The organism is Negadavirga shengliensis (assembly GCF_042652345.1).
Classification (GTDB): Bacteria; Bacteroidota; Bacteroidia; order Cytophagales; family Cyclobacteriaceae; genus Negadavirga; species Negadavirga shengliensis.
On record NZ_JBHSJJ010000021.1, the window covers coordinates 39,438 to 63,662 of the forward strand.

General features: G+C 45.8%; 18 protein-coding genes. 6 read left to right on the forward strand and 12 right to left on the reverse strand.

Annotated elements, in window-relative coordinates:
• Positions 1–234: 234 nt before the first annotated feature.
• Positions 235–447, forward strand: a complete 213-nt coding sequence (locus ACFPFU_RS23535) for a hypothetical protein (RefSeq protein WP_377068797.1) — start codon at positions 235–237, stop codon at positions 445–447.
• Between the two features lie 39 nt (positions 448–486).
• Here ACFPFU_RS23535 and ACFPFU_RS23540 read toward each other — a convergent pair whose 3' ends face one another.
• The 11 genes from ACFPFU_RS23540 to ACFPFU_RS23590 all read right to left on the reverse strand — a co-directional run bounded on the left by ACFPFU_RS23540 (position 487) and on the right by ACFPFU_RS23590 (position 18,864).
• Entirely contained in the window at positions 487–2,232 is a 1,746-nt protein-coding gene (locus tag ACFPFU_RS23540) for a CRTAC1 family protein (RefSeq protein ID WP_377068799.1), read from the reverse strand.
• Positions 2,211–3,599 (reverse strand): vanadium-dependent haloperoxidase, encoded by a 1,389-nt coding sequence (locus ACFPFU_RS23545; RefSeq protein ID WP_377068801.1) that lies wholly within the window; start codon positions 3,597–3,599, stop codon positions 2,211–2,213. The genes ACFPFU_RS23540 and ACFPFU_RS23545 overlap by 22 nt, the downstream gene beginning before the upstream one ends.
• Positions 3,600–4,021: 422 nt before the next feature.
• Positions 4,022–6,268 carry a response regulator gene (locus tag ACFPFU_RS23550; RefSeq protein ID WP_377068803.1) on the reverse strand — a complete coding sequence of 749 codons (2,247 nt, stop codon included), beginning with the start codon at positions 6,266–6,268 and terminating at the stop codon, positions 4,022–4,024.
• Positions 6,269–6,578: 310 nt separating this feature from the next.
• Complete coding sequence (locus ACFPFU_RS23555; RefSeq protein ID WP_377068805.1) at positions 6,579–7,532, reverse strand: glycerophosphodiester phosphodiesterase family protein; 954 nt, start codon at positions 7,530–7,532, stop codon at positions 6,579–6,581.
• Between the two features lie 19 nt (positions 7,533–7,551).
• Complete coding sequence (locus tag ACFPFU_RS23560; protein ID WP_377068807.1) at positions 7,552–8,169, reverse strand: histidine phosphatase family protein; 618 nt, start codon at positions 8,167–8,169, stop codon at positions 7,552–7,554.
• Positions 8,162–9,613, reverse strand: a complete 1,452-nt coding sequence (locus ACFPFU_RS23565; RefSeq protein ID WP_377068809.1) for an FGGY-family carbohydrate kinase — start codon at positions 9,611–9,613, stop codon at positions 8,162–8,164. The genes ACFPFU_RS23560 and ACFPFU_RS23565 overlap by 8 nt, the downstream gene beginning before the upstream one ends.
• Before the next feature lie 7 nt (positions 9,614–9,620).
• Positions 9,621–11,069, reverse strand: coding sequence for an FGGY-family carbohydrate kinase (locus ACFPFU_RS23570; RefSeq protein ID WP_377068810.1), 1,449 nt, complete (start codon positions 11,067–11,069; stop codon positions 9,621–9,623).
• 3 nt (positions 11,070–11,072) lie between these two features.
• On the reverse strand, positions 11,073–12,041 hold the full coding sequence (locus ACFPFU_RS23575) for an NAD(P)-dependent oxidoreductase (RefSeq protein WP_377068812.1): 969 nt from the start codon (positions 12,039–12,041) through the stop codon (positions 11,073–11,075).
• A 55-nt stretch (positions 12,042–12,096) separates the two neighbouring features.
• Entirely contained in the window at positions 12,097–13,383 is a 1,287-nt protein-coding gene (locus ACFPFU_RS23580) for an MFS transporter (protein WP_377068814.1), read from the reverse strand.
• A gap of 361 nt (positions 13,384–13,744) precedes the next feature.
• A complete protein-coding gene (locus tag ACFPFU_RS23585) occupies positions 13,745–15,478 on the reverse strand; it encodes a RagB/SusD family nutrient uptake outer membrane protein (RefSeq protein WP_377068816.1) in 1,734 nt (577 codons plus the stop codon).
• A 50-nt stretch (positions 15,479–15,528) separates the two neighbouring features.
• Positions 15,529–18,864: a SusC/RagA family TonB-linked outer membrane protein gene (locus tag ACFPFU_RS23590; RefSeq protein WP_377068818.1), complete on the reverse strand. Its 3,336-nt coding sequence runs from the start codon at positions 18,862–18,864 to the stop codon at positions 15,529–15,531.
• Positions 18,865–19,311: 447 nt separating this feature from the next.
• On the opposite strand from ACFPFU_RS23590, the gene ACFPFU_RS23595 reads away from it, so the two are divergent.
• The 5 genes from ACFPFU_RS23595 (at position 19,312) to ACFPFU_RS23615 (ending at position 21,199) form a co-directional block, all read left to right on the forward strand.
• Positions 19,312–20,076, forward strand: coding sequence for a DeoR/GlpR family DNA-binding transcription regulator (locus tag ACFPFU_RS23595; protein WP_377068820.1), 765 nt, complete (start codon positions 19,312–19,314; stop codon positions 20,074–20,076).
• 28 nt (positions 20,077–20,104) lie between these two features.
• Entirely contained in the window at positions 20,105–20,521 is a 417-nt protein-coding gene (locus ACFPFU_RS23600) for an SRPBCC domain-containing protein (RefSeq protein WP_377068822.1), read from the forward strand.
• 38 nt (positions 20,522–20,559) lie between these two features.
• Positions 20,560–20,760, forward strand: coding sequence for a DUF4180 domain-containing protein (locus tag ACFPFU_RS23605; protein WP_377068824.1), 201 nt, complete (start codon positions 20,560–20,562; stop codon positions 20,758–20,760).
• A gap of 15 nt (positions 20,761–20,775) precedes the next feature.
• The gene (locus ACFPFU_RS23610; RefSeq protein ID WP_377068826.1) at positions 20,776–20,964 is read left to right on the forward strand and encodes a hypothetical protein; all 189 of its coding nucleotides are present in this window, start codon (positions 20,776–20,778) and stop codon (positions 20,962–20,964) included.
• 85 nt (positions 20,965–21,049) lie between these two features.
• Positions 21,050–21,199, forward strand: coding sequence for a helix-turn-helix domain-containing protein (locus ACFPFU_RS23615; protein ID WP_377068882.1), 150 nt, complete (start codon positions 21,050–21,052; stop codon positions 21,197–21,199).
• A 110-nt stretch (positions 21,200–21,309) separates the two neighbouring features.
• Here ACFPFU_RS23615 and ACFPFU_RS23620 read toward each other — a convergent pair whose 3' ends face one another.
• Positions 21,310–23,484, reverse strand: coding sequence for a TonB-dependent receptor (locus ACFPFU_RS23620; protein WP_377068828.1), 2,175 nt, complete (start codon positions 23,482–23,484; stop codon positions 21,310–21,312).
• Positions 23,485–24,225 lie beyond the last annotated feature (741 nt).

A 24,225-nucleotide genomic window follows, 5' to 3' on the forward strand; every position in this document is an offset into this window, starting at 1 on the left:
ATTATCCCGAATGGATTTTTGAGGCAAAATACAAATTCTGTTCAATGACTTGCATTAATCCGATGGTATAAAAAATAAGGTGTTAATTATCTCATTTTCAGATAGTTTTATCGGCATAATCAAAGTTTGAATTTTAATTTTTTTGTTTCATCTTCGTGGGGAATTAAGGGAGTGGGTGCTGCGGCACCGGTTCCGTTATCATTCATTTTATCAAAAAATCTTTTATTAAGCAGTATGAAAAAAAGTACAAAATTGATTGTAGCCAACCTGTTTGCGCTGGTTGCTGTTGGTGTAATCCTTGGCGCCACCACTGGGCTGGGAATTGACCTTAAAGGCGGTTCGGAGGCAATCGTTGCCAAGGTTTTATTGGTATGCCTTCCCCAGGCAGGATTTGTTTACCTGTTATTGAAGTCTCTTCGACTTGAAAATCAAAAAGTACCTGCCTAATGGTATTTTGTTTTTTCCGTGTTATCTGTCTAACAGCATTTAAGCGCTTCTTTTAAAATAGAGGAATAAAACGAAAAAAAGAGCCATTGCCATGCCGCCTGCAATTATCCAAAAATGTAAGCTTTTGGCTGGCTCTTCCTGAATTACCAGTTTTTGGTTGGCCCGTTGGTTGAGCAATACCTGTTCGCTGCCGCCCAACCATCTTATCTTGACCGTATCCACCTGCGTGGCTGCACCTAGTCCGAAGTGGGCGATCACGGAGTTTTGGGAAAGGTGACTGCTTCCTCCGTCTATTTCCCGGATCATGGTGAGGTTGCCCATTGAGACCTCAACACGGGAGCCTATGCCATTGAGATCTGCTTTTACCCCCTTCAACTCCACCTTCAGCCAGTTGCCTGCTGCTGAGTCATTTCTAAACAATAAGGTAGGTGAGATTTCAGGCAAGCCGTCATTAACAGGACTTTGATTTACTACCAGAAGGTCCAAGTCCCCGTCATTATCATAATCAAAGACAACGGAACCGCGACTTAGTCCCCTGTCTCCAACGCCTTTTTGGGAGGCTTTATTGACATATTGGCCGTCGACTAGGTCAAAATAATAATTGGGCAGGGGAAATACTTCCGGATTCAGCGCCCCGTTGGCTACAAAAAGTTCCAGATCGGTATCGTGGTCAAAGTCGGCAAAATTTGCCCCCCAGCTGATCGGCAAATTGGGACGCCCTTCTTCTCTGATCATGTTGATTTTGATTCCCAGTTCCTCGTTTTTGTTTAAAAAAGGCTTTCCCGGCCCTTGGTTGACCATAAAGGGATTGGCCCTGATGTTGGTGAAATAATAATCCAGATAACCGTCGTTGTTATAATCCCCCACGGCTACGCCCATGCCATTGATAGGTAAATCCATATCCAGAGAATCCCCTATCTCCTGAAGGCGCGCTTTTGGATATTGATTATCCAACAACTGATTCGGGGTTGATTTGTATCCGAAGTCATGATTGACAAGGATGTCCAGATCTCCGTCGTTGTCATAATCGGTCAACACGCCACCAAAACCGAAACCTTTAAAATCCAGCCCATAGCTTGTATACCGGTCTTCAAATGATTTTCCTTTGTTGTTGATCAGCAATAGCCCTTCCGCCATTTGATTGGAGCCGACGATGATGGCATCGTTCATGATATGTAGTTTGCCATCAAACATTTTAAAATAATTTCCCACAAAAATATCAGGAAAGCCGTCTTGGTTCACATCCCCAAACATGGCCCCGGTGCTGAAAGTCAGGTGTTTGTCGAGCCCATATTCGGCAGTGGCGTCGCGAAATGTGCCGTCGCCATTGTTGATATACAGTAAGTTGGCGGCCCGTGGGATGGGGTCTTTGCTGTCTTTTAATTTGATTGTCGTTACAAACAGGTCCCGCCATCCATCCCTGTTTACGTCTGCGGATATGGCCCCTTGGGTAACGTATTTTTCTTTCGTCCTTAAACCGGATTTATCATAGACGTTTTCGAAAGTCCCATCGCCTTTGTTCATATAAAGTTGGTCATCTTCTATACCGCCGGTGATAAAGACATCCTCCCATCCGTCATTGTTATAATCGAAGACCACCGCGCCCCCTCCGAATGTGCCCTCAAAAACTTCAAAAATATGATTGATCCCTGCCTGCTCGGTCACATCCACAAAAGCGGTCTGGGCATGTAGCCCGCCCCCGAAAACCAAAGTAGAAGCGACAAGTAAACATAGTCTGAAAAACAGCTTATGGTTAAATCCGTTCAGTCTGTCTGCATGTTCCATTTAAGGTCGTTTATATGATTCCCGACTTTCATGCCTTCTTTAAGTCCCACCGCGTTGTCATAACGGGAATGTATGCCTCCCAGAAAACGCGAATAGGCGGTTTCTTCCGCTACCTCCCAAAATGAGGTGAAACGCCGCACTTTATATTCCACATTCCTTAATTTATCCCTTTTTCTTCCGGCGTGTGTATCATCCGTAAAGTGTATCTCTTCGCCAAAAAGATCCGCCAAGGCAGTAGCCACCGCGGCAGCCTGGGTGGCATGACCTGAAGGAAAGGCAGGGAAAGGCGGATCCGGCCAAAAAGGTTCCCATTCGTCATCGATGTTCTCAAAGACATAGGTTGAGGGTCTTTCCGTAAAATAATGATACTTCATTTTCCAGCACACAATGAAAGCATCGGCCACGGAAAGCCCTGCCCTGGCATAGGCTTCCGCCGCGGTAATCAGATCCGGCTTTTTTTCCTTCAATACGATACTCACCAAGTTATAGGAATGACCGGGAGGGGTGAATGTATCACCCGGATCATCGTTCCACCACATGGCAATCTCTTTTTGTTCCTGCGTCAGCTTTAAATTGCTTTCATATACGGCATGGAACTCCCGGTAATATTCAGAGTTTGTGTCGGAGTCGTAGGAAAGGAACGCCGGAATTTTCCAATCCGAGTTGGCTTTCAGGAAAGTCCTGTTTTCGCCCCATTGGGGGTGGAGGGGTAATCGGCTTATCGTTTGTGCAAAAAAAGGCGGTCTCCAGTAACCTCTTCCGGATTTTTGTGTCATGCCGGCATCGAAATTTTTCAAATAGCCCCTGTGCCCCCCGTCACTTTTGGACCATTCGAAAATTTGGGCAGCTATTCTTCTGCCGAACGTTATAGAACGTGTCACCACTTCGTTGTCAGGTTCCCTTTTCGAAAGGATTACTTCCATACTTTTTTCAAGGGAATCGATTTTCATTTTGTTTTCGTCGGAAGTCTGTTGGTAAATGTTTTTGATGATATAGGCTTGGGCGGCATTTAATGAGAGTGTCCAGTCATATAGCTCCCCTTTATTGGGTTCTGGGAGCGGCAGCATTTGGTTCAGCTGACCGGCGATTGAAAGTTTGTTTTCATATCCCTTTACGACGGACTCATACATGGTAAGGCCAAAATACCCAAAAGCGCGGCTGGCGAAGGTAGGCGAATTGGCGGGGGTGGTTTGGGTGATATACAAAGCCATATCGGCCCATAATAGGGGCAATTCAAATTCGGCGAGTTCGGGAGTTTCAGGTTCGTCCAGCGGCATTTTACGCTCATCGTACCGGCATCCCCATACCGCTGCCAGCATCCATAATGCCATTAAGGAAGGATAAACCGGAGTATTTTTAAGGGACATTTCCGAAGTTTTGAATCATTCAGATTGGCTGATATTGTTTTTATCTGTCAAAAGAGAACCCGATAATGTAACTTAATGGAGGATATCTTCTCTTTTAAATCGGGAAGTACCGATGAAGCAAACCCATTATGGTAAAAATAACAAAATTTTAATACAGCCTGTAACCGGCGGCTGGTTTTCTTTATTTGCCGAATGGTCTAGGGACGTGTTTTCTGATGATTCCGGTTGGGGATTTTGTCATGGTTTTTGCTTGGCTCCCCGCAAAAAACCACGCCAAAATCCTATAACATTCCTCCACAGGGTCCGGGGATTTCCGTCCCCGGGTACAGTAGTTCCACCCGCTATGCGGGTTTTATGCCGTTTAAATTTTTGATAATTTAGCGCTGAACCCAGGTTTCCACGTTTGAAAATAGCGGGCGGGCTTAATTCAGCCTTGCTGAAATCTTCTGCAAGGTCGCCACTACCTGTTGAAGATCGATCGGTTTTGAAATATAGTAATCCATACCCGCCTCAAAGCACGCTTGCTTGTCTTCAGCCATCGCGCTTGCGGTCATCGCTACAATGATGGGCTGATGCTTTTTCTCAGAACGGATGAGACGGGTGGCTTCCAGCCCATCCATTTCCGGCATCTGTACATCCATCAGGACCACATTGATGGAGCCCGTTTCCAATAAAGATAGCACCTCCGCGCCGTTATTTGCCACCAGCGGTTGGTAGCCCAATTTGGTGAGGACCATTAGAATAAGTTTTTGGTTGATGGGAGTGTCTTCCGCCACGAGTATCTTGAGGGGGTTTTGTGCGGCAAACCCATCATTGAGAATTTTTGCTGGTTTTGTCGTCTCCCTTTTTATATCCTGGCCTTGATTTATTCCGGAATAGACGATGTCCAACAGGTGTTTGTATTTTACCGGTTTGTTTAGAACCGAGAAAAACAGCCCTGGAAATTTACTTTTGGATTCATCACCTACGGAACTCAGCAATGCAATCGGAATCTGCGGATATTTTTCCTTTATGGTGCGGCTTAAAGCGATCCCGTTCATTTTAGGCATGTCCAAGTCGGAAATAATGAGATCAAACCCCGGGTTATCAGAAAGCAGATTCAAAGCCATGGCCCCGGAGGAAGCCAAAACCGGCTTTAACTTCAATTGTTTTAATTGAAGATTTAATATTTTGAGATTGGTGGCATTGTCGTCAACGATTAAGACCCTTTTGTTGACAAGCGTATTTAGATCCAGCTGGGACTCTTGCTGATACGTCTTATGGCTCACTTCACAGGGAAGGAAAAAATAGAAAGTTGTTCCGGAACCATAGACGCTCGAAACCCCCATACTGCCTCCCATAAGGGTAACCAGACGGTCACATATCGCCAACCCTAGGCCGGTACCGCCATACTTGCGGGTGGTGGAGACATCCACTTGGGAAAAGGATTTGAACAGCCTGGATATTTTGTCCTCAGGAATACCGATACCTGTGTCTCTTACTTCAAAATAAAGTTCTAGAGCATCTTTTTCCCCGTTTTCAACCGTTACCTTGACAAATACTTCCCCTTTTTGGGTAAATTTAAGGGCATTTCCCACCAAATTGATCAGCACCTGTCGCAAACGCATGCCATCGGCTATGATCATATCGGGAATCTGATTGTCTATTTGGTAGATGAGGTCTATGCCAATGTTCGCTGCTTTGCTGGAAAATAGATCAAGCACGTCTTCGATGCAGTTGCGAAGACTGAAATCGTGGGGGTCTATTTCAAGATCACCGGATTCCAGCCGGGAAAAATCAAGGATATCATTGATCACATTGAGCAGGGCCTCGCCGCTTACACAAATCGTTTCTGTGTACTCACGTTGCTCGGCATTGAGGTCCGTCTGGTTAAGTAACCCCGCCATCCCCAAGACACCGTTCATGGGTGTCCTGATTTCATGACTCATGATCGCCAGGAAGGTGCTTTTTGCCTGATTGGCCAAATCGGCCTCTTCTCTGGCTTTACGTTCTTGCTGTTTTTGTACCTCCAGCGCTCTATTTACTTCCTGTAATTCGCCTGTCTGCCTTATGAATGTTTTTGATTGCTTCTTAAGTTTTGAAATGACGTTTTTTAAGGCCTCGCCAATCAGATAAAGGGCAATGGCAATAAAAATAAAGAGATACGCCAATACCGTGGCAAAAACCAAGTCCCCGCCTTGATAACCAAAATAAAACAGATCACTAAATTCATTACTGTCATTATACAGTAGGCTGATGACAATGGGAACGCTGCTTAACAGCGAGTAAATCAACATCCAACGATGATTCAGAATAAAAATGCTAAAGATCAGGATATGGGAAAATGCGCCGACGTCCAAAATGATCAATTCCCGGTCTTGCATAAAAAGGCAGTTCAACCAAATAGGCGCCAGTAACAACCAAATTTTCACATGGGTAAGCGCACTTAGCCATTTTTTGTATACCAGCAAAAAAAACAGCAGCAAATGGAGAACGATATAAGGAATAAACTGATAGGTGAGGTCCTGTACCTCTCCTACAAAAAGCAAGAGAACAACGGAATGAAGGGTGCATAAGGCAATGGATAGAAACCCCCACGCAAGCAGGGTCATTCTGGCTTGAAAAATCGGGTCGTGCTCAAGATCCAATTTACGGAAAAAAAGTATTTGGTATAGTTTGTCTAAAGTCATGGCAAACATGTTAGATCAGGGACACTTGCCTGTATATCAACAGACAATAATACCATTGATCGACCTATTTACAAAGTATGTGATGAGAATTATCCGCGGCGGTATGAGGTTTTGGCATCACAATACGCGGTTTTTATCCTCGGTTTTCAGCCACTCTTCGCAAGGATATTACAAAATTTATGGTAGGAAGTCCACATAAGTATCGACAAGATGCTCATCGCTTAAAAAAATCATCTTTGAAAATTTTCAGTCTATGTCTTTAAAATTCATTCCCTCTTTTTTAATAAAAAAGGCCGGCTGGTATGTTTTTTTACTGAACGCCAAAATATTTGCCCTTAGGGCTGTTCCTTGGGAACAGGCCACGGATGGCCCCCGCCACATCAATAGGGAGATCCGATTCCAATACGTCCGCGCCGTCTTCAAAAACTTTTGTATAAGCCTTTATCCTTTCTTCATTGTTTTCCAACTTGTCGTATGAAGATGCCGCTGACACCATGACCATCACCCCTCTTTCATGGAGCATATCGTACAATTCCCGGTTTTCAGGTTTACTCAGCGGCCCTACATAGGCCATAACCTGCTTCCAGGGAATCTTTTCGCTCTCATAAGCCTCAAACTCTTCTTTGGACCTTATAAAAGCCGAAAACATAAAATCCTTGTTCCTGTTCAAATAGTACCTGGCCTCTGAGGGATGGTGTACCGTCAGCATTACGTGGGACAGCGCGTCGGTTTTCTCCAGCAAATCCGCCGTCATGTCCAATGGGACATCCTTTTTGTCCAAATTGAGAATGGTCTTTCCCCTGGCCCACTCGATAACCTGTTCGAGGCTTGGGATTTTATAGGTTGTTGCCTTCCCTTTGTGATCCACCAGGTTGAATTGTTGCACTTCTTTCCAGGTATAGTCAGCCAATTTACCCTCAGCATTGGTGGTCCTGTTCAGGGTGGCGTCATGCATAAGCACAATCACGCTGTCTTTGGTCAACCGGGGATCTATCTCAAAAAATGCAGGGGTATGACGCAAAGTGTTTTCCAAAGTTTCGATGCTGTTTTCAGGAAATCCTTCAACAATACCACCCCGGTGCCCGCTGATCACCGGGATGTTGTTTTCCCTGTGTTCAAAAAAATCATGAAGCTCCTGGGGAGAGGTTACTTTGATGACATGAATGTCCTGGGAAAGTACATTTACGGGAAGTGAACAGCAACCCACCATGAGTACGCCAACAATCCCAATAGTTTTGCGAATAGCTCCAACTGTATATATCATTGATCAAAACAGGGTTTATTTATTCGGGGTATTCTCCTCTATAATTTAACTTCATCAAGGAGAAACCTTCTTTGTCATTCCAATTTACGAGGGTCAAAGCACAGTTTTCCTGTACTATCCTCCGGTAATTTTTCAGTTCCATGCCCAGGTTCCAACACAAAAACAGCCGGTTGACGGTATTATGGGCCACCACCAAAATGTTACCGGATGTATGTTTTTCCCTGATTCCGGAAAAAAAATCCGCCACCCTCAGCACAACTTCCCTGGCTGTTTCCCCGGTACCGCCGGCACGGATATCGTCCGGTGCCGAGGACCATTTGGCCCAGAGATCGGGGTCTTCGGCTACAAATTCTTCACGGGTCTTGCCTTCCCACATTCCGAAATCCACTTCAATAAGCCTGTCGTCCGTTTGCACTTCCGCTTCCGGACTCACCATGCCGGCGGTTTCTGCCGCCCTCATCAATGGGGAGGCATACACACCGTCAAATTTGATTTTTTTAAGCATTCCGGACAGTTGCTTGGCCTGGTTCTTTCCTTTATCTGTCAATGCTGCGTCTGTTCTGCCACAATATCGGTTGCCATCCGCATTGAATGTGGTTTCTCCATGTCTTAACAGGAAGATTTTCAAATCAGCCATTTTTCTGAATATATCCTTTTTGGAGAAGTAATTCTATAAATTCTTGGTAACAATCCTCGTATCGATCTGTCAAGGCAGCTTCCGGAAAGATCTCCTCATCCGTCTGGATAAGCCCTTCCCCGGCTTCTGTCAAGTTAGTAAAATGGGTCTGGGATGCGGCCAATACCGCCGCCCCATAGGCGCCTGAGGTATGTTTCATTTTGTAAATAGGCAACCCCATGACATTGCTTCTTATTTTCAGCCAGCTCTTGTTTTGGCTTCCGCCTCCCGCCGTATAGACGGCGTTGACTTTTTCCCCCGAGAGTTGTGCCATCAGCTCAAAAGCGTATCTTTCCAAGTAAGCCACACCTTCCATATTGGAAACAAAGCGTTCCCGGAGGTCAAGCCCTTCAGGTTCAAAACCGGTCGCATCCGGTGAAATAAAGGGGAAGCGTTCGCCTTTTTGTCTCAATGGATAACTCAGATGGCCCGAAGGAACCCGCTTCATTGCTTCTTGTTCCAGTTGGTCCACCTTACCGCCAAAATCCTGGGTCACCCAGTCCGCTCCTGTGTTGCTGGCACCGCCGGGCATCCAATAGCCCTGCGGATGTCTGTGACTATAAACCCGGTTTTGACGGTCGATGATCTGACCTGTTGTCACCCCTTTTATCACCATCGTGGTGCCTATGGTGGTGTTCCAATCCCCAGGTTTTATGGCCCCCGACGCTATTTGGGAAGCACAACCATCTGTCATACCCAGCACTACCTTGGTAGCTGTGGACAGTCCGATATCCTCAGCAAGGGCACTTCTTATATGCCCGATCACCTTTCCCGAGGGATGCACCTGCGGCATCCAAGCCCTGTCCAAAGGCAACCTTTCAAACAGGTAACCGGGCCAGGTGCCCGTATGGACATCATATCCGGACTTCAATGCATTGGTATAGTCCGTCAAGCCCCATGTTCCGGATAACATACCGCTAATATAATCTGCGGCATGAATCCATTTGGCTATTTTTTCAGCCTTTTCAGGAAAGTTTTCCACAAACCAAACCATCTTGGAAAGTCCGCTTGATGAATTGAAGCCTTTGTACCCCTCATAGCCGGAAGCATCCACTTCCTTCATGATCCGCTCGGAAACTTCAGCGGAGCGCTTGTCACTGTACATCAATGCCGGATGCAAGGGCTGGTGGGATGCATCCATGGGAATAACCGTGCCGGATGTTGAAGTGACGGCTATGCCTTTGATTTTAGACGGGTGAAACTCCCCGTTTACCTGTCCAATCACCTTGGAAAGCACCTTTTTGCTGGCCTGCCACCAAGTATGGGGAGACTGTTCTTCCCTCATGTCTTCGTTCAAGGGAAAGTTCTCCTCAGCGTGCCCCAAGACATCACCCCTGGAATCCATCAAAACGGCCCTGGTTCCCTGGGTTCCCACATCCAATCCCAAAAAAAATACCTTGTCCATACGCACCCTAAATTTCTATTTGCCTCAAGTTTTTTCTCCACCGTTTCCAGGCCTCATATTGCTGCCCATCTCCGGTACCGGATTCTATTTCGACCACATTTTCATGGTCTTCAGGGGTGGGCGTGATGCCTAGCGCTTCATTACACACCAATGCCGCCCCGGTGACAGATGCCTGACTGAAATTTTCCCTTATCCTGATCTTTTTCTGAAGCAGCTCCCCTAAATAGGAAGAGAGCGTATGGCTTTGAAATCCACCCCCGCATCCCCAAACATAATCCCTGTCATAATCTTCTATTTCCACCAAAACATTATAATTCTCTTTGATGCTGCAGGCCATATCCCATAACGCAGCTTGAATAAAAGCAGCCCTACCTAAGTCTTGTCCAACCGGAACCTTGAAAAAGAAACCACCCGTGGTCAGGGGAGCGTCGCCCGCAATGAGTGAGCCTAAGGACGCCAGGCAATTATTTCCTTGATAAGCTTTTAATTCATTTTCTATTACCTCATACCCCTCATTGGGGTAAAATATTTCTTTTAGCCGTTGAAAGTTTAGCCCTGTAACACCTGCATTCGTTTCCAAGATAAACTGTCCACGCTCGATATGCCGGCCGGTCCACGACCGTTGCCTTTTGTCGAGCCGGTAGTGGTCCACAACCTTGACCACCGGCGTGGTGGTTCCCGACACCAATACAATATCCCCCGGCATGGGTCTGGTGCTTTTAATGGCCAATTGGGTATCTGCACCGCCTACCACCACAGGAACATTGTCATTCAAATCCCACTCGCTGGCCATTTGAGCGTTCAGTGTACCAAGGATTTCTCCTGAGTGGTGCAATGGCGGCATCATCCGAAGGTTTATGCCGAATATGCCGGCCAACTCATCCGACCAGACCATTTTTTCGACATCATATAGAAGTGTTTCGGAAGCCTGTGAATGTTCATAGCCCATCACCCCGCTTAGCTGGAATTGCACCCAATCACTTATGCTCAACACCTGGCTTACTTTGGAATATAGCCCTTGATACTTCTCCCGGGTTCCGATAAGCTTGAATGCTGAAAACAGCGATGAGGGGAAACGGCCTGTAAGCTCATATATCCTCTCCTTTTCTTTTACCGTATCTTCCCAGGCCCTCCCTCTGTGATCATGGTTAGGCAGACCAAGCAGCGAATTGCCGTCCTTGTCCATCAGCACGATACCCTCTCTCTGGCTGGAGGCGGTAATGGCCTTGATTTCCACTTGTCCGGCCGCCTTTTCCAAAACGAGCTTCACCATATTGCCGATCTTTTCCCAAAGTTCGCCGGGATTGAAATAGAAAGAGCTTTCAAATGCTTCATCACTTAGATAGCTCATACTCCTTCTTTCAAAGCTCAAGATCTTTCCGAGACGGTCTGTAATGGCAACCCGTACATTGCCGGTTCCCACATCCACCACGATGTATCCAGGTATTAAAGGCATGGTTCAGGGTTTTTGGGATAGATTGTTTTCTTCTACAAAATGGTCAAAGAGGACCTTGTTCATGATTTCCACATGGTGGTTTTCCACCTCATGCGTAGCACCGGCAATGTGTGGCGTGGCCAGGACACTGGGCAGGCGTATCAGTTCATAATCCAGTTCGTCAGGGGGTTCGTGGTCAAATACATCCAGTATCGCTCCCCTGATTTGTTTGGATTTGAGCGTTTCGAGCAGGTCTTCCCTTTTCACGACCACGGCTCTGGACATGTTCACAAAAACAGCGTCTTTTTTCATAAGATCAAACAGCTTTCGGTCAATCATTCCCCGGGTGCTTTCCACAGCAGGGAGGTTAATGGATACAATGTCACTTTTGGAAAAAACCTCTTCCAAGCCAACGCTTTTGTACAATTGCTGTTTTTCAATATACGGGTCAAAATAGATCACCTGGCAGGGGAAATGCCTGATGAGGTTGGCCATTCTCTGCCCGACAGCCCCGAATCCTACCATACCCACGGTTTTTCCGGCCAGTTCATTTCCCTTAAACTGGAGGTATGAAGTGTGGGAACCTTCGGCCCATCTGCCTTCTTCCAGCCACCCCATGGCAGCGGAAGTATTTCTTAAAAGCATGATCACATTTGAAACAAACAGTTCGGCGACCGCTTGGGCGTTTCTGGCGGGGGTGTTGAAAACAGGGATGCCATATTTTTTGGTCGTTTCTAAAGAAACATTGGATGGGGTGCCTCTGCAGACACCGATGAACTTCAAATGGGAGTTGTTTTCCACCACCCTTTGGCTGACCTCATCATGTTCTGTTATCAGCGCTTCTGCATCAGTTTCCCGCAATAAACGGATCAATTCGTCTTCATTGAACGCTCTTCCATGGGGCTTCCATGATTTGTACACTACTTCACCAAAGTAAGTTTCCAAATCTTTAAGGCCTTCCCTATGGTATGGAGCGGTAACTAATATTTTCATACTCTTTTTTATTCTTAATATTTCCCTTGCCTTCATTTCTATATCACATACCAAGCTATGGTATCCTGTTTGCCTTGGCAGTATCAAGTTTCTCCCCCAACGGGAGGATGTTTTTACTTTCCTTATCCAACGTAATAAAGCCGGTCATCATGGCGCTGATCAAATAAAGGATGGACAGTACCCATACCACTCCTTCATTTCCTAAAGTACCGATGAAGCCCCATACGATTGCGGGTCCCGCGAAGACCGCCAATCCCGCTCCAAAGTTCAACACCGCCATTGCCGCTCCCTTGTCGGTTTTTACCAATGACGGTACCAACGCTGACAAAGGCACATAGCCTGCCAAAAACGCTCCCCAAAGCACACCGCAGAGCATCACTACCCAATAATTCCCGTTAAACACCAAAGGGGAATAGTAAAACAAAAGGGTAGATAGGCTACATCCCACGCCCCCAAACCACATCACGGTATTTCTCCATCCCAATTTGTCTCCTACAAATCCAAAAATCAGGTTGAAGATAATGTTGGCCATAAAGATGGTCCCCCAGATCTGGAGCCAGGCTGTTGTGTCCAGTCCATAAGCAGCCATATAGACAGGCAGGAAAACGGGAAACGCAAATTGCGCCGTGGTGTTAATGACCCTTACAATTCCTCCCAACAGTACTTTGGGTTTGGTTTTCATGATGGTCAACCCTTTGAGCAATTCTTCCATTTTAGAGGCATTCCCCTTTGTGACGATCCGGTAGGCTCCTTTTTTGGTAAGGACCAGGGCAAAGAAAGCGCCCACCAATATCCAAAAAACCGCACTCCAGAGGGTATTGGTGTATCCGATCGCATGGATGGCCCAGGTGCTGTAATAGGCGCCCAAGACGTTCAATCCGCCTGTGAATACAAACCAAAACCACCCCACGGCTCTTCCCAATTTTTGTTTTGGACTTATATAGGTAAGCCAGACCAGAAAGGAATAGGCAAAAAGCGGATAACCGAAACCCCTTAAGGCATAGGTAGCGAGCATTACAGGATAATCCAATGTCTCAATGCCATAACCCACAAATCCGATGGTGCCCAGAATATACAAAAACGTCCCCATCAACATGGTTTTCCGGGGGCCGAAGCCCTCCGCCAACACGCCCGAAAACCAGGAAGAGATAGCGATCGTCACCCCATACACCGTAAAGAGTGTAGCGGACTGCTCCATGGTCATCCCCCTGTCAAGCAGATAGGGGCTTAGCCAGCCCTGTTCTATCCCATCTCCCATCATAAAAACAAGGACCCCCAGATACCCGAACACCGTTCCGTTGGGAATTCCGAGTTCTGAAAGCTTTTTCTTTTGTATTTGCATGTCAATTGGCCCTAAATGCGGACATCACTGGTGTACGAATGAGATATGCCAGTTTGGCAGGGGCAGGAATGTAATTGTAAGCCCATGGACGATACGAAGAAATACCAAGAAAACGGAATTGCATGATTAAATCGGGTAAATTATCCAATGAGGTAAAATTAAATCAAAATGAAATAAAATAAAACTTTTCGAAACTTATTTTAAATATATTGATAAGTACACCATACCTTTGAAATCAGGATTTTGGTATTCACATGGGTTTAAGAAGGCCCTCCCCCATAAGCAGGGGAGCAGCCTTAGTTATGAAACAAGTTATTGATCCGGTTTTCATTAAGCCCGTTTGTCGATAGAGCCAAGATGTCTATTCCCATCCGGGATTTTGTTCCAGATTGGGATTGAGGACAATTTCATCGAAGGGTATAGGATAGAAATATTGATGGTCTTCAAATCTTCTCACAAAATTATCCATGGCGATGATTTTGCCGTTGGACTGGCCGGTCAGCTTGTGTTGATTTCCGTCAATGATGAAATAATAAACACCTTCCGCAGGATTCTGTGGGGTTTGGGTGACAAACGCCACGTCCGGGTTGCCATCGCTATTCAGGTCATAAGCCGTATCCATTTCCGGTACATACATGCCGTCATGGGGCATTTCAAGCAACTCTCCTTTTCTCCACCGGACGAGGTCGTCAAAACGAAAGCCCTCAAGGCATAATTCAATGCCGCGTTCCCGTCTGACTTCCAATAAGAGCGGGTCACTGATCTCCGGAAAATAAGTTCCCATCAAATAGTTATCGGCAGAAGACGGCATTCCGGTGTCGGTTAACCCGGCCCTTTCCCTGAGCTTGCCTATCGTGAGTTCCCAAGCGGCCTGGGTAAGCGTGCCCAATTCAGCCCGGGCTTCTGCATAGTTCAGCAAAACCTCCGCATACCTCATAATGGGGAGGGAATTGTTGTTTTCTGCCACGCCGTCCGTGCGTCTTGAGTCCAACGTGAATTTCAGGGGGTGATAACCGGTATAAGTATAGGTGAAACTGGGCGGCGTGGGCACACCTTCTCTTTCATAGCCCCTCATTCTGATCACCTGTTGCAGCCTCAGGTCCCTGTCTTCCACTTCTTCCCAGAATGGCATTTCGTCATATCCACCCCGATCGGTAAACCTCGATCCATCCCTCATCAAAAAAGTGTTGATGAAGGATTTGATAAAGCTGTACCTGCCTCCATAGGTGGCGCTGGTCCAGTACCAATTGGCGTCATTGAACACCCTCAGGTCAAGGCTGTTTACTGCAGCCAACATTATTTCAGTGGTATTGGGGGTTTCGTGGATGAACAGGTTGCGATAGCTCAGCTCCAAGGGCCCCTGCATATTAAGTTGGTATTGCCCGTTTTCTATCACTTCCTGTGCTGCTTCAGCGGCTTGTTCCAGCCAGAAATCGGCTGTTTCCTGCAAGCCCAGTTCAGGATGGTACTTTCGAAGGGTTCCCTCAAACAGACATACCCTTGACTTGAACCCCAAAGCCACCCATTTGTTCACAAAAGAAGCGGTGTTGTCCTTATTGGGCCGGATATGTGTGCCAGCAAAATCGAGGTCGGCCAAAACCTGCTCCATTACCATTGACCTCGGATCTCTTGGTTTATAAAGGTCTTCATCCGCCACATCCAGTACCGTATCGTACCAGGGTACATCCCCAAATTGTTTGACTTTGTCATAGTAAAACCATGCCCTGAAAAACCTCGCCATACCTTCATAATGGTTCAATTCCTCTTCAGGAATTTCTGCCTTCCTGAAATGTTCCAGAAAGTAATTGATGTTGCGAAGTGCGCCCCATCCCCATCCGGTCGCCTGGGCCGCGTTAAAGGTGCCTGTTAGGTACTGACTGGGGCTTCTTCCCACTAAGTAATCACTTAAGGCGTCCCCTCTTACGATGGTGTTGCCGGTGGGCAGGTTGTTGTAAAACGAATTCACATACAATTGTAGATCGTCAGCGGTATTGAAAGCCGTTGCCGGTGACAGTCTATCCGGCGGATACAACTCAAAGGCATCCTGACAGCTTATGCATGTCATGATGGTCAGTAAAGTTAAAAGCCTTTTCATTTGATAAATATTTTATGGTTGATTCATTTTATAAATTGTCTCTCTCTGGGTTAGAAAGTAATGTTCAGCCCCAACGTGAAGGTTTTGAGCATGGGATAAGCCATGCCTTGGCCACGGTTTGATGCCAGTTCCGGGTCAGAGCGCTCTATGTTTTCCGGGTCCAGATTTCTTGTATATTTAAACATGGGGGACCATACCCACAGGTTTTGGCCGGTGAAATAGACTTTCACATCTGATATCTTCAATTTTGAAATCAGGGGTTTAGGCACATTATAGCCAAATGTCAGGTTCTTCAGCCGGATATAGGCAGCATTTTGCAAATACCGGGTCTGGTTAAAGGTAAGCTGTGCTCTCGAGTTCAAAGCCGTGTATCCTCTTAGCCTGGGATAATAGGCATCAGGGTTTTCTTCAGACCACATGTTGTCCACGACATCGTGGGGGTGCCAGCTGTAAGGCCGATTATAAGGCCCCCAGAAGAGGGCATTGTCTGCCGTGGGCATCCAGTCCCTGCTCCCGACACCCTGAAAGAAAACACCCAGATAAAAATTGTTCCAATCCGCATTGGCATTGAATCCAAACTGGTGCCTCAGGGAAGAATTTCCGATGATGGTCCGGTCTCCGGGATCATCCAAGGTGCTGTTGCCATAGTCAATTACGCCGTCTCCATTCAGGTCGGCAAATTTGATGTCACCGGGCAGGATGGTATTGGAGGCAGATACGCGTATCCAGCTTTGATCGGCATGATTGGCGATATCTTCCTCATTTAAGAAGAACCCTTCCGTGACGAAACCCCAAATCTCACCCACTTCCATCCCTTCATAATAGGTGTCAATCAATCCGAGCGGGTTATTGAAGCGGGTAATATGGGACCTGCTGTCGGACAGGATAAACCTCAGATCATACCGAAAAGGCTTCAGGCCGCCCGTCTGGTCTCTCCATGTCAAAGTGAATTCCCAGCCTTTGGTGCTGAGGTCAGCGTAATTTCCCCTGGGTACTGAGGCCCCGAAGGCACCCGGCAAGGGCAGTCCCACTGTAAACATATCCACGGTATTCCTCACATACCAATCAAATTCCGAGGTAAGTTTGTTATCAAAAAAGGCAACATCCGCCCCCACATTGAAGGTTGTCGCTTTTTCCCAGGTCAGGCCATCGGGAATCACATTGGGCTGTTGGGTAAAATTAGGCCTGATTCCACCCAGCACCCGTCCAGACCGGCTCACACCCATGGTTTCTAAAAACTGGTAAGGTGAAATATTCCCATTCCCCAAACTTCCATAAGAGGCCCTTAGCTTAAAGTCGCTCACCGTTCCCTGCACCCCTTCCCAGAAAGGCTCCTGGGAAAGTCTCCACCCGGCGGATGCGGAAGGAAAAAAACCAAACTGTTGTCCCTGTGGAAATTTGGAGCTGCCATCATATCGGCCGTTGATTTCCAGGAGGTACTTGCTGTCATAATTATAGTTCATCCTAAAAAAGCCGCCCATGGTGAGCCATTCATTTCCCCCACCTCTTAATTGGAAATTCATCCCATCGATGAGTGAGAAGTCAGGCAAAGCAGGATTGATCAGCCCATCGCGCTCCATAAACCTGCGGGAAAGCAATGAGCGCTCATAGTTATACCCCAAAAGCCCTGTGAAATGATGTTTGTCAATGTCCCCCGTATATTCCCCGTATACGTTCAATGCGGTATAACTGCTTTCATCTCTCAGCTCATTCATCCTGCTTTCTCCCCGTTGTGAAAACTCCCCGGGGCGGGCGCTGAATGGCACCGGGGTATACAATTTGGTTTCCGTATCGAGGATATTGTCAAAAGTAAAATCCGCATTTACCTTCAGGCGCCCGTCTAAGAAGTTGGTAAAAACCCTGGATGTATTCCTGGTCTGCCTTCTTCTTTCGTCCATGTGGTTGTTGCCTGATATGAAGCTTCCGAACACGATGGATGCGTTCTGGGTCAATGTTCCATCTGGGTTGCGCAGCATCGCGATGGGAAAAGCTTCGTCCGAAATCCTTCTCCATACCGGCGTGTCACTGGGGTGGTTTAGGATGGGGAAAAAATAATCCATCTGGGAGATCATGGTTTCGTTTTCCACCCTCAGCCAGTCAAGAGGTTGTATGGACCCTCTTGCCCGGATATTGTACATATCATAGCCGTCCGGATTGTGTCTGAAAATCCCGCCCTGATTCATGTAACGGCCGGAAATATAATAAGATGATTTGTCCCCGCTGCCCGAGACGCTGACCTGTTGTTCCATCGAGGGGGTGTTGTCTGCATAAAGTTCCCTCAGCCAATCCGTATTTCCGTAATACACATAATTTCCATTGGAGGGGTTGATGTCTGTGGATGGCACGTTTCCGGACTCATGTCTCCTTCTCAATTCTTCCAAATAATCCTGGGAAAAGGGAAAAACACTGTTTACGTTTTGGGGAAAGGCATTGTAGTCATTCCATGAGCTGAATGACTCATTAAAAACCTTGGCCCAGGGATAACCTTCCGTGACCAATTTGGGATAAACGGTATGCCTGTTGAGGGAATACGCGGAGGTATAGTTCACCACCGTCCGCTCTTGCTGCGGCCTTTTTGTGGTGATCAGCACCACGCCGAAACTCCCTCTGGCGCCATAAATAGCCGCTGAGGAGGCATCTTTCAGTACAGACACGCTTTCAATGTCATTGGGATTAAGTAGATCCGGGTCACCGGGGACGCCGTCTATCAATACCAAAGCCTGTCCTCCCGCTCCAATAGAAGTGGTTCCCCTCACGTTATAAGAGGAACCACGCGTAGGTTTTCCGTCTGTCATGCGTATATTAAGATTCGGGATGGTACCCTGCAGGCCTCTGGTCACATTCGGCATCGGCCTGTCTTCAAAGACTTCACTGCCTACCTGGGAAACTGCCCCCGTCAGGTTGACCTTTTTTTGTGTGCCGTAACCGACCACAATCACTTCGTCCAGTGATGAGGCATCTTCTTGAAGGAATACTTCAATAACCGCCCTTTCACCTATGGAAACACGCTGGGTTTGAAAACCCAGGTAAGAAACTACGAGGGTGGTGGCGTTCTCGGGTACCGTTAGAGAGAATTGCCCGTCCATGTCCGTAACCGTGCCTATCGATGTGCCTTCTACCAGCACAGAGGCGCCCGGAAGTGCATCATTGGCTCCTTCAATGTACACGGCGCCGCGTATTTCCCTTTCCCTATCCTGGCTTCCACTATAGCGGTCAAATTCTTCATGATGGAGAAAACCTCTTTCTTTTGAAAAACGGGGCTCACTTATCCGGTCCGTTCCGGCAGCGGAAACTTCCATCCATAGCGGCACACCATGCAGCAGTAAGCAAATCAAAGCCACCTGTGGGACGCGGCTCCTTCCTTTACAGTGTAATGATTTTTTCATGATCCACTTTTTTTAAGTTGTTTTTTGGTAAATAAGAACGGTATCGATAACAAAAGTAAACTTAATGAAAGTTTATGAAATAAAATAAAATGCAAAAAATAATTAATCAATAAGTAATCTGTTTCTGATATAAAAAATGAAAATTTAACAAGTATTTAATATAAAATTAATAATAAATTGAATTTATCAATCGAAAATTAGCCGATAAAATGTTGATATATTAAAACAAATATAATTTTACTAATAGACCTTTGGAAAATCATTATGTCTATAAATGTCTTAATATCAGGGGATTTTAGGGGTGAAAGTTTGAATAAAGCACCATTATGTTTCAAATGTTTTGAAATATATTGAAACTTGAACTCACGGATTAAAATTACTAATTTTAGCTTGTATTCCGTTTCAAAGTGAAACAGGGAACAGGTCCACAATTTAACAGCTATCAAATTGGGAATATCAGAAAGACATCAGTCCATACTAAAAAAGCTCAAAGAAGAGGGAAAGGTCAACATACAGGAGCTCAGTGACGAAATGCAAGTGTCAAGTGTCACGATCAGAAAAGACCTGAAATTTCTGGAGGAAATGAACCTTCTTTACAGGACCAGGGGAGGGGGATCCCTCACAAATCCCTACATCATGGAGAGATCCATCCATGAAAAGGCCCTCATCAACGCCGATGAAAAGCAAAAAATCGCGAAAAAAGCGTTGACGTTTGTCCATAACCATGATTCCATCATCATCGGGTCGGGGACAACAGCTTTTGAATTGGCCAGACAGCTTAGCCCTTCTCATCACGTTACGGTCATTACTCCCGCGGCCAAAGTGACCCTGGAGCTGAGCAATAAGCCCAACATAGAGGTCTTCCAGTTGGGTGGGCTGATAAGATCCAAATCATCATCGGTAATCGGAACAGTAGCCGAACATACACTGGAAGGAATATCCTGTGAATTGCTTTTTATGGGTGTGGACGGGATCGATATGGAATTTGGCTTTTCCACCACGAATATAAATGAAGCAAGTCTCGGGCTGAAAATGATAGAATCTGCCCAAACGGTATTTGTACTTGCTGACAGCACCAAATTCAATAAAAGGGGATTGGGGAAAATATGCAACCTGGAACAGGTTCAGTATTTGATCACCGACGACAAAGTTTCCCCGAAAGATATAAAATTTCTGGAAGAGCGGGGAGTTCAGGTTATCGTCGCGAAATGATATTTGATGGAAAAAATCCAATCAAAACATGAAAAAAACAGCAAAGCAAGTTGGCCTGACAAAAGATGTGGGATGGCAGTTTGGACTTCGGAAAACATTTCCTTATCCCCAGGAATGGCTGTGGGACTTTATGTTTTCAGATAAAGGTCTGGCAATATGGCTGGGCAGGCTCGAAGGGAAATTAGAAGTTAAAAAGAAGTATCGGACAAAAGAAGGGATAGAAGGCCTGGTGAGGGTATTCACACCGTATTCCCACATCAGGATGACCTGGAAAGAGAAAAATTGGGACAATACATCAACGGTTCAGGTCAGGGTGATGGGCAACCAGGAAAAAGCAACCGTTAGTTTTCATCAGGAAAAGCTTGTAGACAATGGGCAAAGGGAAGAGATGAAAACATATTGGAACAAAAAAATGAAAGGAATTGAGAAAGAATTGACAAAATAATCATTCAAAAGGAAAATATTATAGAGGATTTTTTTAACTTGAAGAGCGGAATCGCAGGTGAAATCCTTCAAAAGTTCTCAAATTACCGGGTGCGGTTAGCTATCGCAGGAGAATTCAGCCAGTATAAGGGGAAAGGCATGGAAGATTTCATTCTTGAAAGCAACAAAACAGGACATATCAGTTTTGTGAACTCGATCTCAGAAGCATTGATAAAATTTTCACCAATGGACAAAAACTAAATGTGTAGTCAACGATTGAGAGCGAAACTGCCCACTGGGCCTTTGAACAGGGAATACTACCATAGGCGTTTAACCGAGTGGGTTTGTAACAATGCTGATGAGGTATTGACGCTTATTGAGGATGATGACGACCAAGCACCTGCAAAAAATGAGAAGGACATTTTTATTGACAATTACTTCCTTACTTTCATTCATATACATTAGCCGGGTTCCTCAGGCCTCCTGATATTTTTCCACCCATTCTCCGCACTTTCAATTTCCTCCCTTTCTTTTTGTTTTTTTTCATTTTATTGATCCAGATGAAGTCGCCAAAACCAGGTTGATCGAAACCGACGATAAACTTGTGGACATCGCCGGGGATCTGGGGTATAGACACGCCACTCATTTTTCCGCGGCTTTCAAGAAGTACCACGGCAAATTGCCCAAAGATTTCCGCTGATGGGGCAGTTTTTTTGGATGGTAAACGGGCTTTTCTTTCTCCGAAGCCGGCATATCATCGCCCCACGGGGCCTTTTTCCAAAAACCGGGCCTCCGGTATCTTTTCCGCATTTAAAGTTTAAATTTAATACCCCCATTAATTAAAAAACCATCGAGCGGAGCGTAAATGTCTCTGAATTCAGGATTCGTAATTGTTCCGGTGTAAATCGTGTCAAATCTGGTTTGCCGTGCGTCGAGGAAGTTTTCAAAGTTGATATAAAGCGAAAATTCATCCCAAAGCTTTTCAGCCATAAAACCGCATAAGACATAGGGTTTTCCCGTAGCTCCGTCGCTTAGCTTTTGGCTGCTGAAATAGTAGGTCTCCAGACCTATTTTCCATTGTTCTTCAATCTCATACATCAATACTGAATTGATCCTGTGTTTGGGCGTCAACGGATTCTCTGTGATCAAACTGTTTTGATGCATTTGGGTATCTGTATAAGTATATCCCAGAAGCCATTTAAAATCATCATAACCGATTTTGATGTTTGTTTCCGTGCCCCTGGTGTCAATATGTCCTGATGAATTGATAAACTGATAAAAATTATCCGGCTGCAGCTCAAGCAGAAGCGGATTATTCAAATAGGTATAAAAAAACAGTTGGTTGATGGTGAACGTTATTTCTTCGCCGATGGTGGTACGGTAATTAAAATCAATGTTACCTCCGTAACTGCGTTCCAATTGGTTGGTGATTTTATCAATGGGCAGCACATGCTGATATTGTATTCTCTCACTTTCTTCAGTGAAAATGGTTGGTGCTTTGTATCCGAATCCACCTCCGATCCGTGATGAGAGCCGGTCAGTGAATTTAAACAAAGCGGAAAGTCTAGGTAGAAAAGTGATCCCATAATCCATCACATAATCGGTTCTCAGACCTGTCTCAAGGTTCAGCCGTTTGGTGGCTTCCCAAGTATTCTGAACGAATGCGCCAAAAATGATTTGATCATAATCCCTGAGTGGGAACGTGTCTAAATTTTTTTCCTGAAAATCGTCTGTCCACAGATTTATTCCTACAACCCATTCCGATTTCTCTTTGCTGTTGGTGTAGCTTGCCTCAGTAAAGGTTGCTTTCTGCGTTCCGTCAAAAATGTAGCCGGGTATGGATATTCTCCGACTAAACAGTGTGTAGCTGTTTTTTATGTTGAAAAAACTGTTGTCATTTATCCGATGATCAAAAGCCAATTGTGTCGAATAGCGTTGGGTTTTGTTTTCCTCAAAAAAGCTGTGAACGCTGTCCCCTTTGCCTTCGATAAAATGGATATCGCCGCCCAACCGGTTTTCTATGGCCGTATTGACGCCTACCTCCAATGTTGTACGGTCATCGAAGTACACAAACAGTTTCGGATTAAAAACATACCGGTCGAATTTTGGAATGGCGGACAAGTCAATTCCCGCCGGGTCATAAGCCCAATTGCGGTTGTGCGAGGCAAAAATGGTCGTCCCGATTTTGTTGAAACGCTGCCCATAGAAACCGTTCAGGTCAAATCCCCCGCCTGAACTTCCGTTTAAATGAAACCGCAAATCCTTTTCCTTTGTAGGTGTCTTGGAAATCAGGTTGACAAGTCCCGCTATGGCACCGCCGCCGTAAAGCGTGGATGCTGAACCTTTGATCACTTCCACTTGCTTTAGATCAAGCGGGGGTGTCTGTAATAAACCCAGTCCGCTCGCCGCACCGGCAAAAAGCGGGAAGCCATCTTTGAGGACTTGGGTATAACGGCCGTCAAGCCCTTGGATACGGATGGAAGCATTCGCCGATGTTGCCGAGGTCTGTTGGGTTTGGATGCCTGTGCTTTCGCTCAAAAGCATGCGGATGTCCCCAGGCTTCATGTTGCTTTTTTCTTCCAGCTCTTCGCCTGCAATGAACTCAACCCTTGTGGGAATGTCCTGAATGGTTCTTGTACTCCGTGTAGAGGAGATAACTACTTCATCTAATTGTCCTTCTTCAGAATTGAGAAGCAGTTCAACAGGTTCCCGGCTTGTAAGGGGGAAATTAAAGGTGCCGGTTCTCGGTTTATAGCCTATGTAGTGAAATTCTATTGTTTGTTTTCCATCCGGAATTTCAGAGAGGGTTACCAGACCGTTGACATCAGATGTTGCGCCAATGGTTGTTCCTTTAAGTATCGCCGTAGCGCCGACTAAAGGCTCTTTGGTGTCGCTGTCTTTGATGATGGCTTCAAATATGTTCTGCCCGGACACATCGTGTATGTTCAAGGCTACGCATAGTAGCAAAATGATTTTGACTTTCATTTGGAGAATGATGGTTAATGTCTATTGGTGATGATTAGTGAGGTGGGGCACCGCCATTAACAAATCGGGGCGAAGCCGCTATAAACATTAATTTGTTTTAGGCGGTTGCCAGATGGATGCGTGAAATTCAGAAACAAAGGTTTCCTCATACAGAGAAATTTGCAAATCTGAATAAGTGAAAAAGGGTGGGGCTGAAAAGAAAGTAAAAAAGAGCGTAAATCCATTGCAAGTGTGACAGCTTCTGAATGGTGAACAACAGTCGCTGCAATCTGTTTCATCATGAAGGGGCTGGCCCTGTTCTGTGGTTTGCTCTTGCCCAAACCGGTACTCCGGAAGATTGGGTATTGCCGATAATAACAGAACATAGGCGGCCAATATGAAAGAAAAATATTTCACAGGATAAAGGTAAAAAGAAGCGTGGGAAAAATGAACACATTTGCTTGCATTTGTCCACCCATCATGCCTCTTAGATATCAGCCGGGATAGGTTACCGGTTGATTTTCGACGACCTGCCCCACCCATCCTGAGTCGCTCTTCATCAATAGGTTTTATTTCAGACGCCCGAAATAAACGTTTCAAAAGTCCCCGGTTTCCCTGAATAAAAAGCAAAAACGATCGAAATCCAACACGTTGGGAGAGCTGGGTGCAAAATATTGATTATTCTCACAATGTATCAAGTTTTAACTGGGAAATTGGATTTTTTATAGTACATCATTGCTTACGGGTCGTACCCATGTCTAC

What these genes read in the sequence shown, in the direction of transcription:
- ACFPFU_RS23570 (WP_377068810.1), bottom strand. Translation starts at nt 11,069, where the DNA reads ATGCCTTTAATACCTGGATACATCGTGGTGGATGTGGGAACCGGCAAT.
- ACFPFU_RS23535 (WP_377068797.1), top strand. Translation starts at nt 235, where the DNA reads ATGAAAAAAAGTACAAAATTGATTGTAGCCAACCTGTTTGCGCTGGTT.
- ACFPFU_RS23620 (WP_377068828.1), bottom strand. Translation starts at nt 23,484, where the DNA reads ATGAAAGTCAAAATCATTTTGCTACTATGCGTAGCCTTGAACATACAC.
- ACFPFU_RS23575 (WP_377068812.1), bottom strand. Translation starts at nt 12,041, where the DNA reads ATGAAAATATTAGTTACCGCTCCATACCATAGGGAAGGCCTTAAAGAT.
- ACFPFU_RS23560 (WP_377068807.1), bottom strand. Translation starts at nt 8,169, where the DNA reads ATGGCTGATTTGAAAATCTTCCTGTTAAGACATGGAGAAACCACATTC.
- ACFPFU_RS23600 (WP_377068822.1), top strand. Translation starts at nt 20,105, where the DNA reads ATGAAAAAAACAGCAAAGCAAGTTGGCCTGACAAAAGATGTGGGATGG.
- ACFPFU_RS23590 (WP_377068818.1), bottom strand. Translation starts at nt 18,864, where the DNA reads ATGAAAAAATCATTACACTGTAAAGGAAGGAGCCGCGTCCCACAGGTG.
- ACFPFU_RS23550 (WP_377068803.1), bottom strand. Translation starts at nt 6,268, where the DNA reads ATGACTTTAGACAAACTATACCAAATACTTTTTTTCCGTAAATTGGAT.
- ACFPFU_RS23565 (WP_377068809.1), bottom strand. Translation starts at nt 9,613, where the DNA reads ATGGACAAGGTATTTTTTTTGGGATTGGATGTGGGAACCCAGGGAACC.
- ACFPFU_RS23540 (WP_377068799.1), bottom strand. Translation starts at nt 2,232, where the DNA reads ATGGAACATGCAGACAGACTGAACGGATTTAACCATAAGCTGTTTTTC.
- ACFPFU_RS23545 (WP_377068801.1), bottom strand. Translation starts at nt 3,599, where the DNA reads ATGTCCCTTAAAAATACTCCGGTTTATCCTTCCTTAATGGCATTATGG.
- ACFPFU_RS23555 (WP_377068805.1), bottom strand. Translation starts at nt 7,532, where the DNA reads ATGATATATACAGTTGGAGCTATTCGCAAAACTATTGGGATTGTTGGC.
- ACFPFU_RS23580 (WP_377068814.1), bottom strand. Translation starts at nt 13,383, where the DNA reads ATGCAAATACAAAAGAAAAAGCTTTCAGAACTCGGAATTCCCAACGGA.
- ACFPFU_RS23585 (WP_377068816.1), bottom strand. Translation starts at nt 15,478, where the DNA reads ATGAAAAGGCTTTTAACTTTACTGACCATCATGACATGCATAAGCTGT.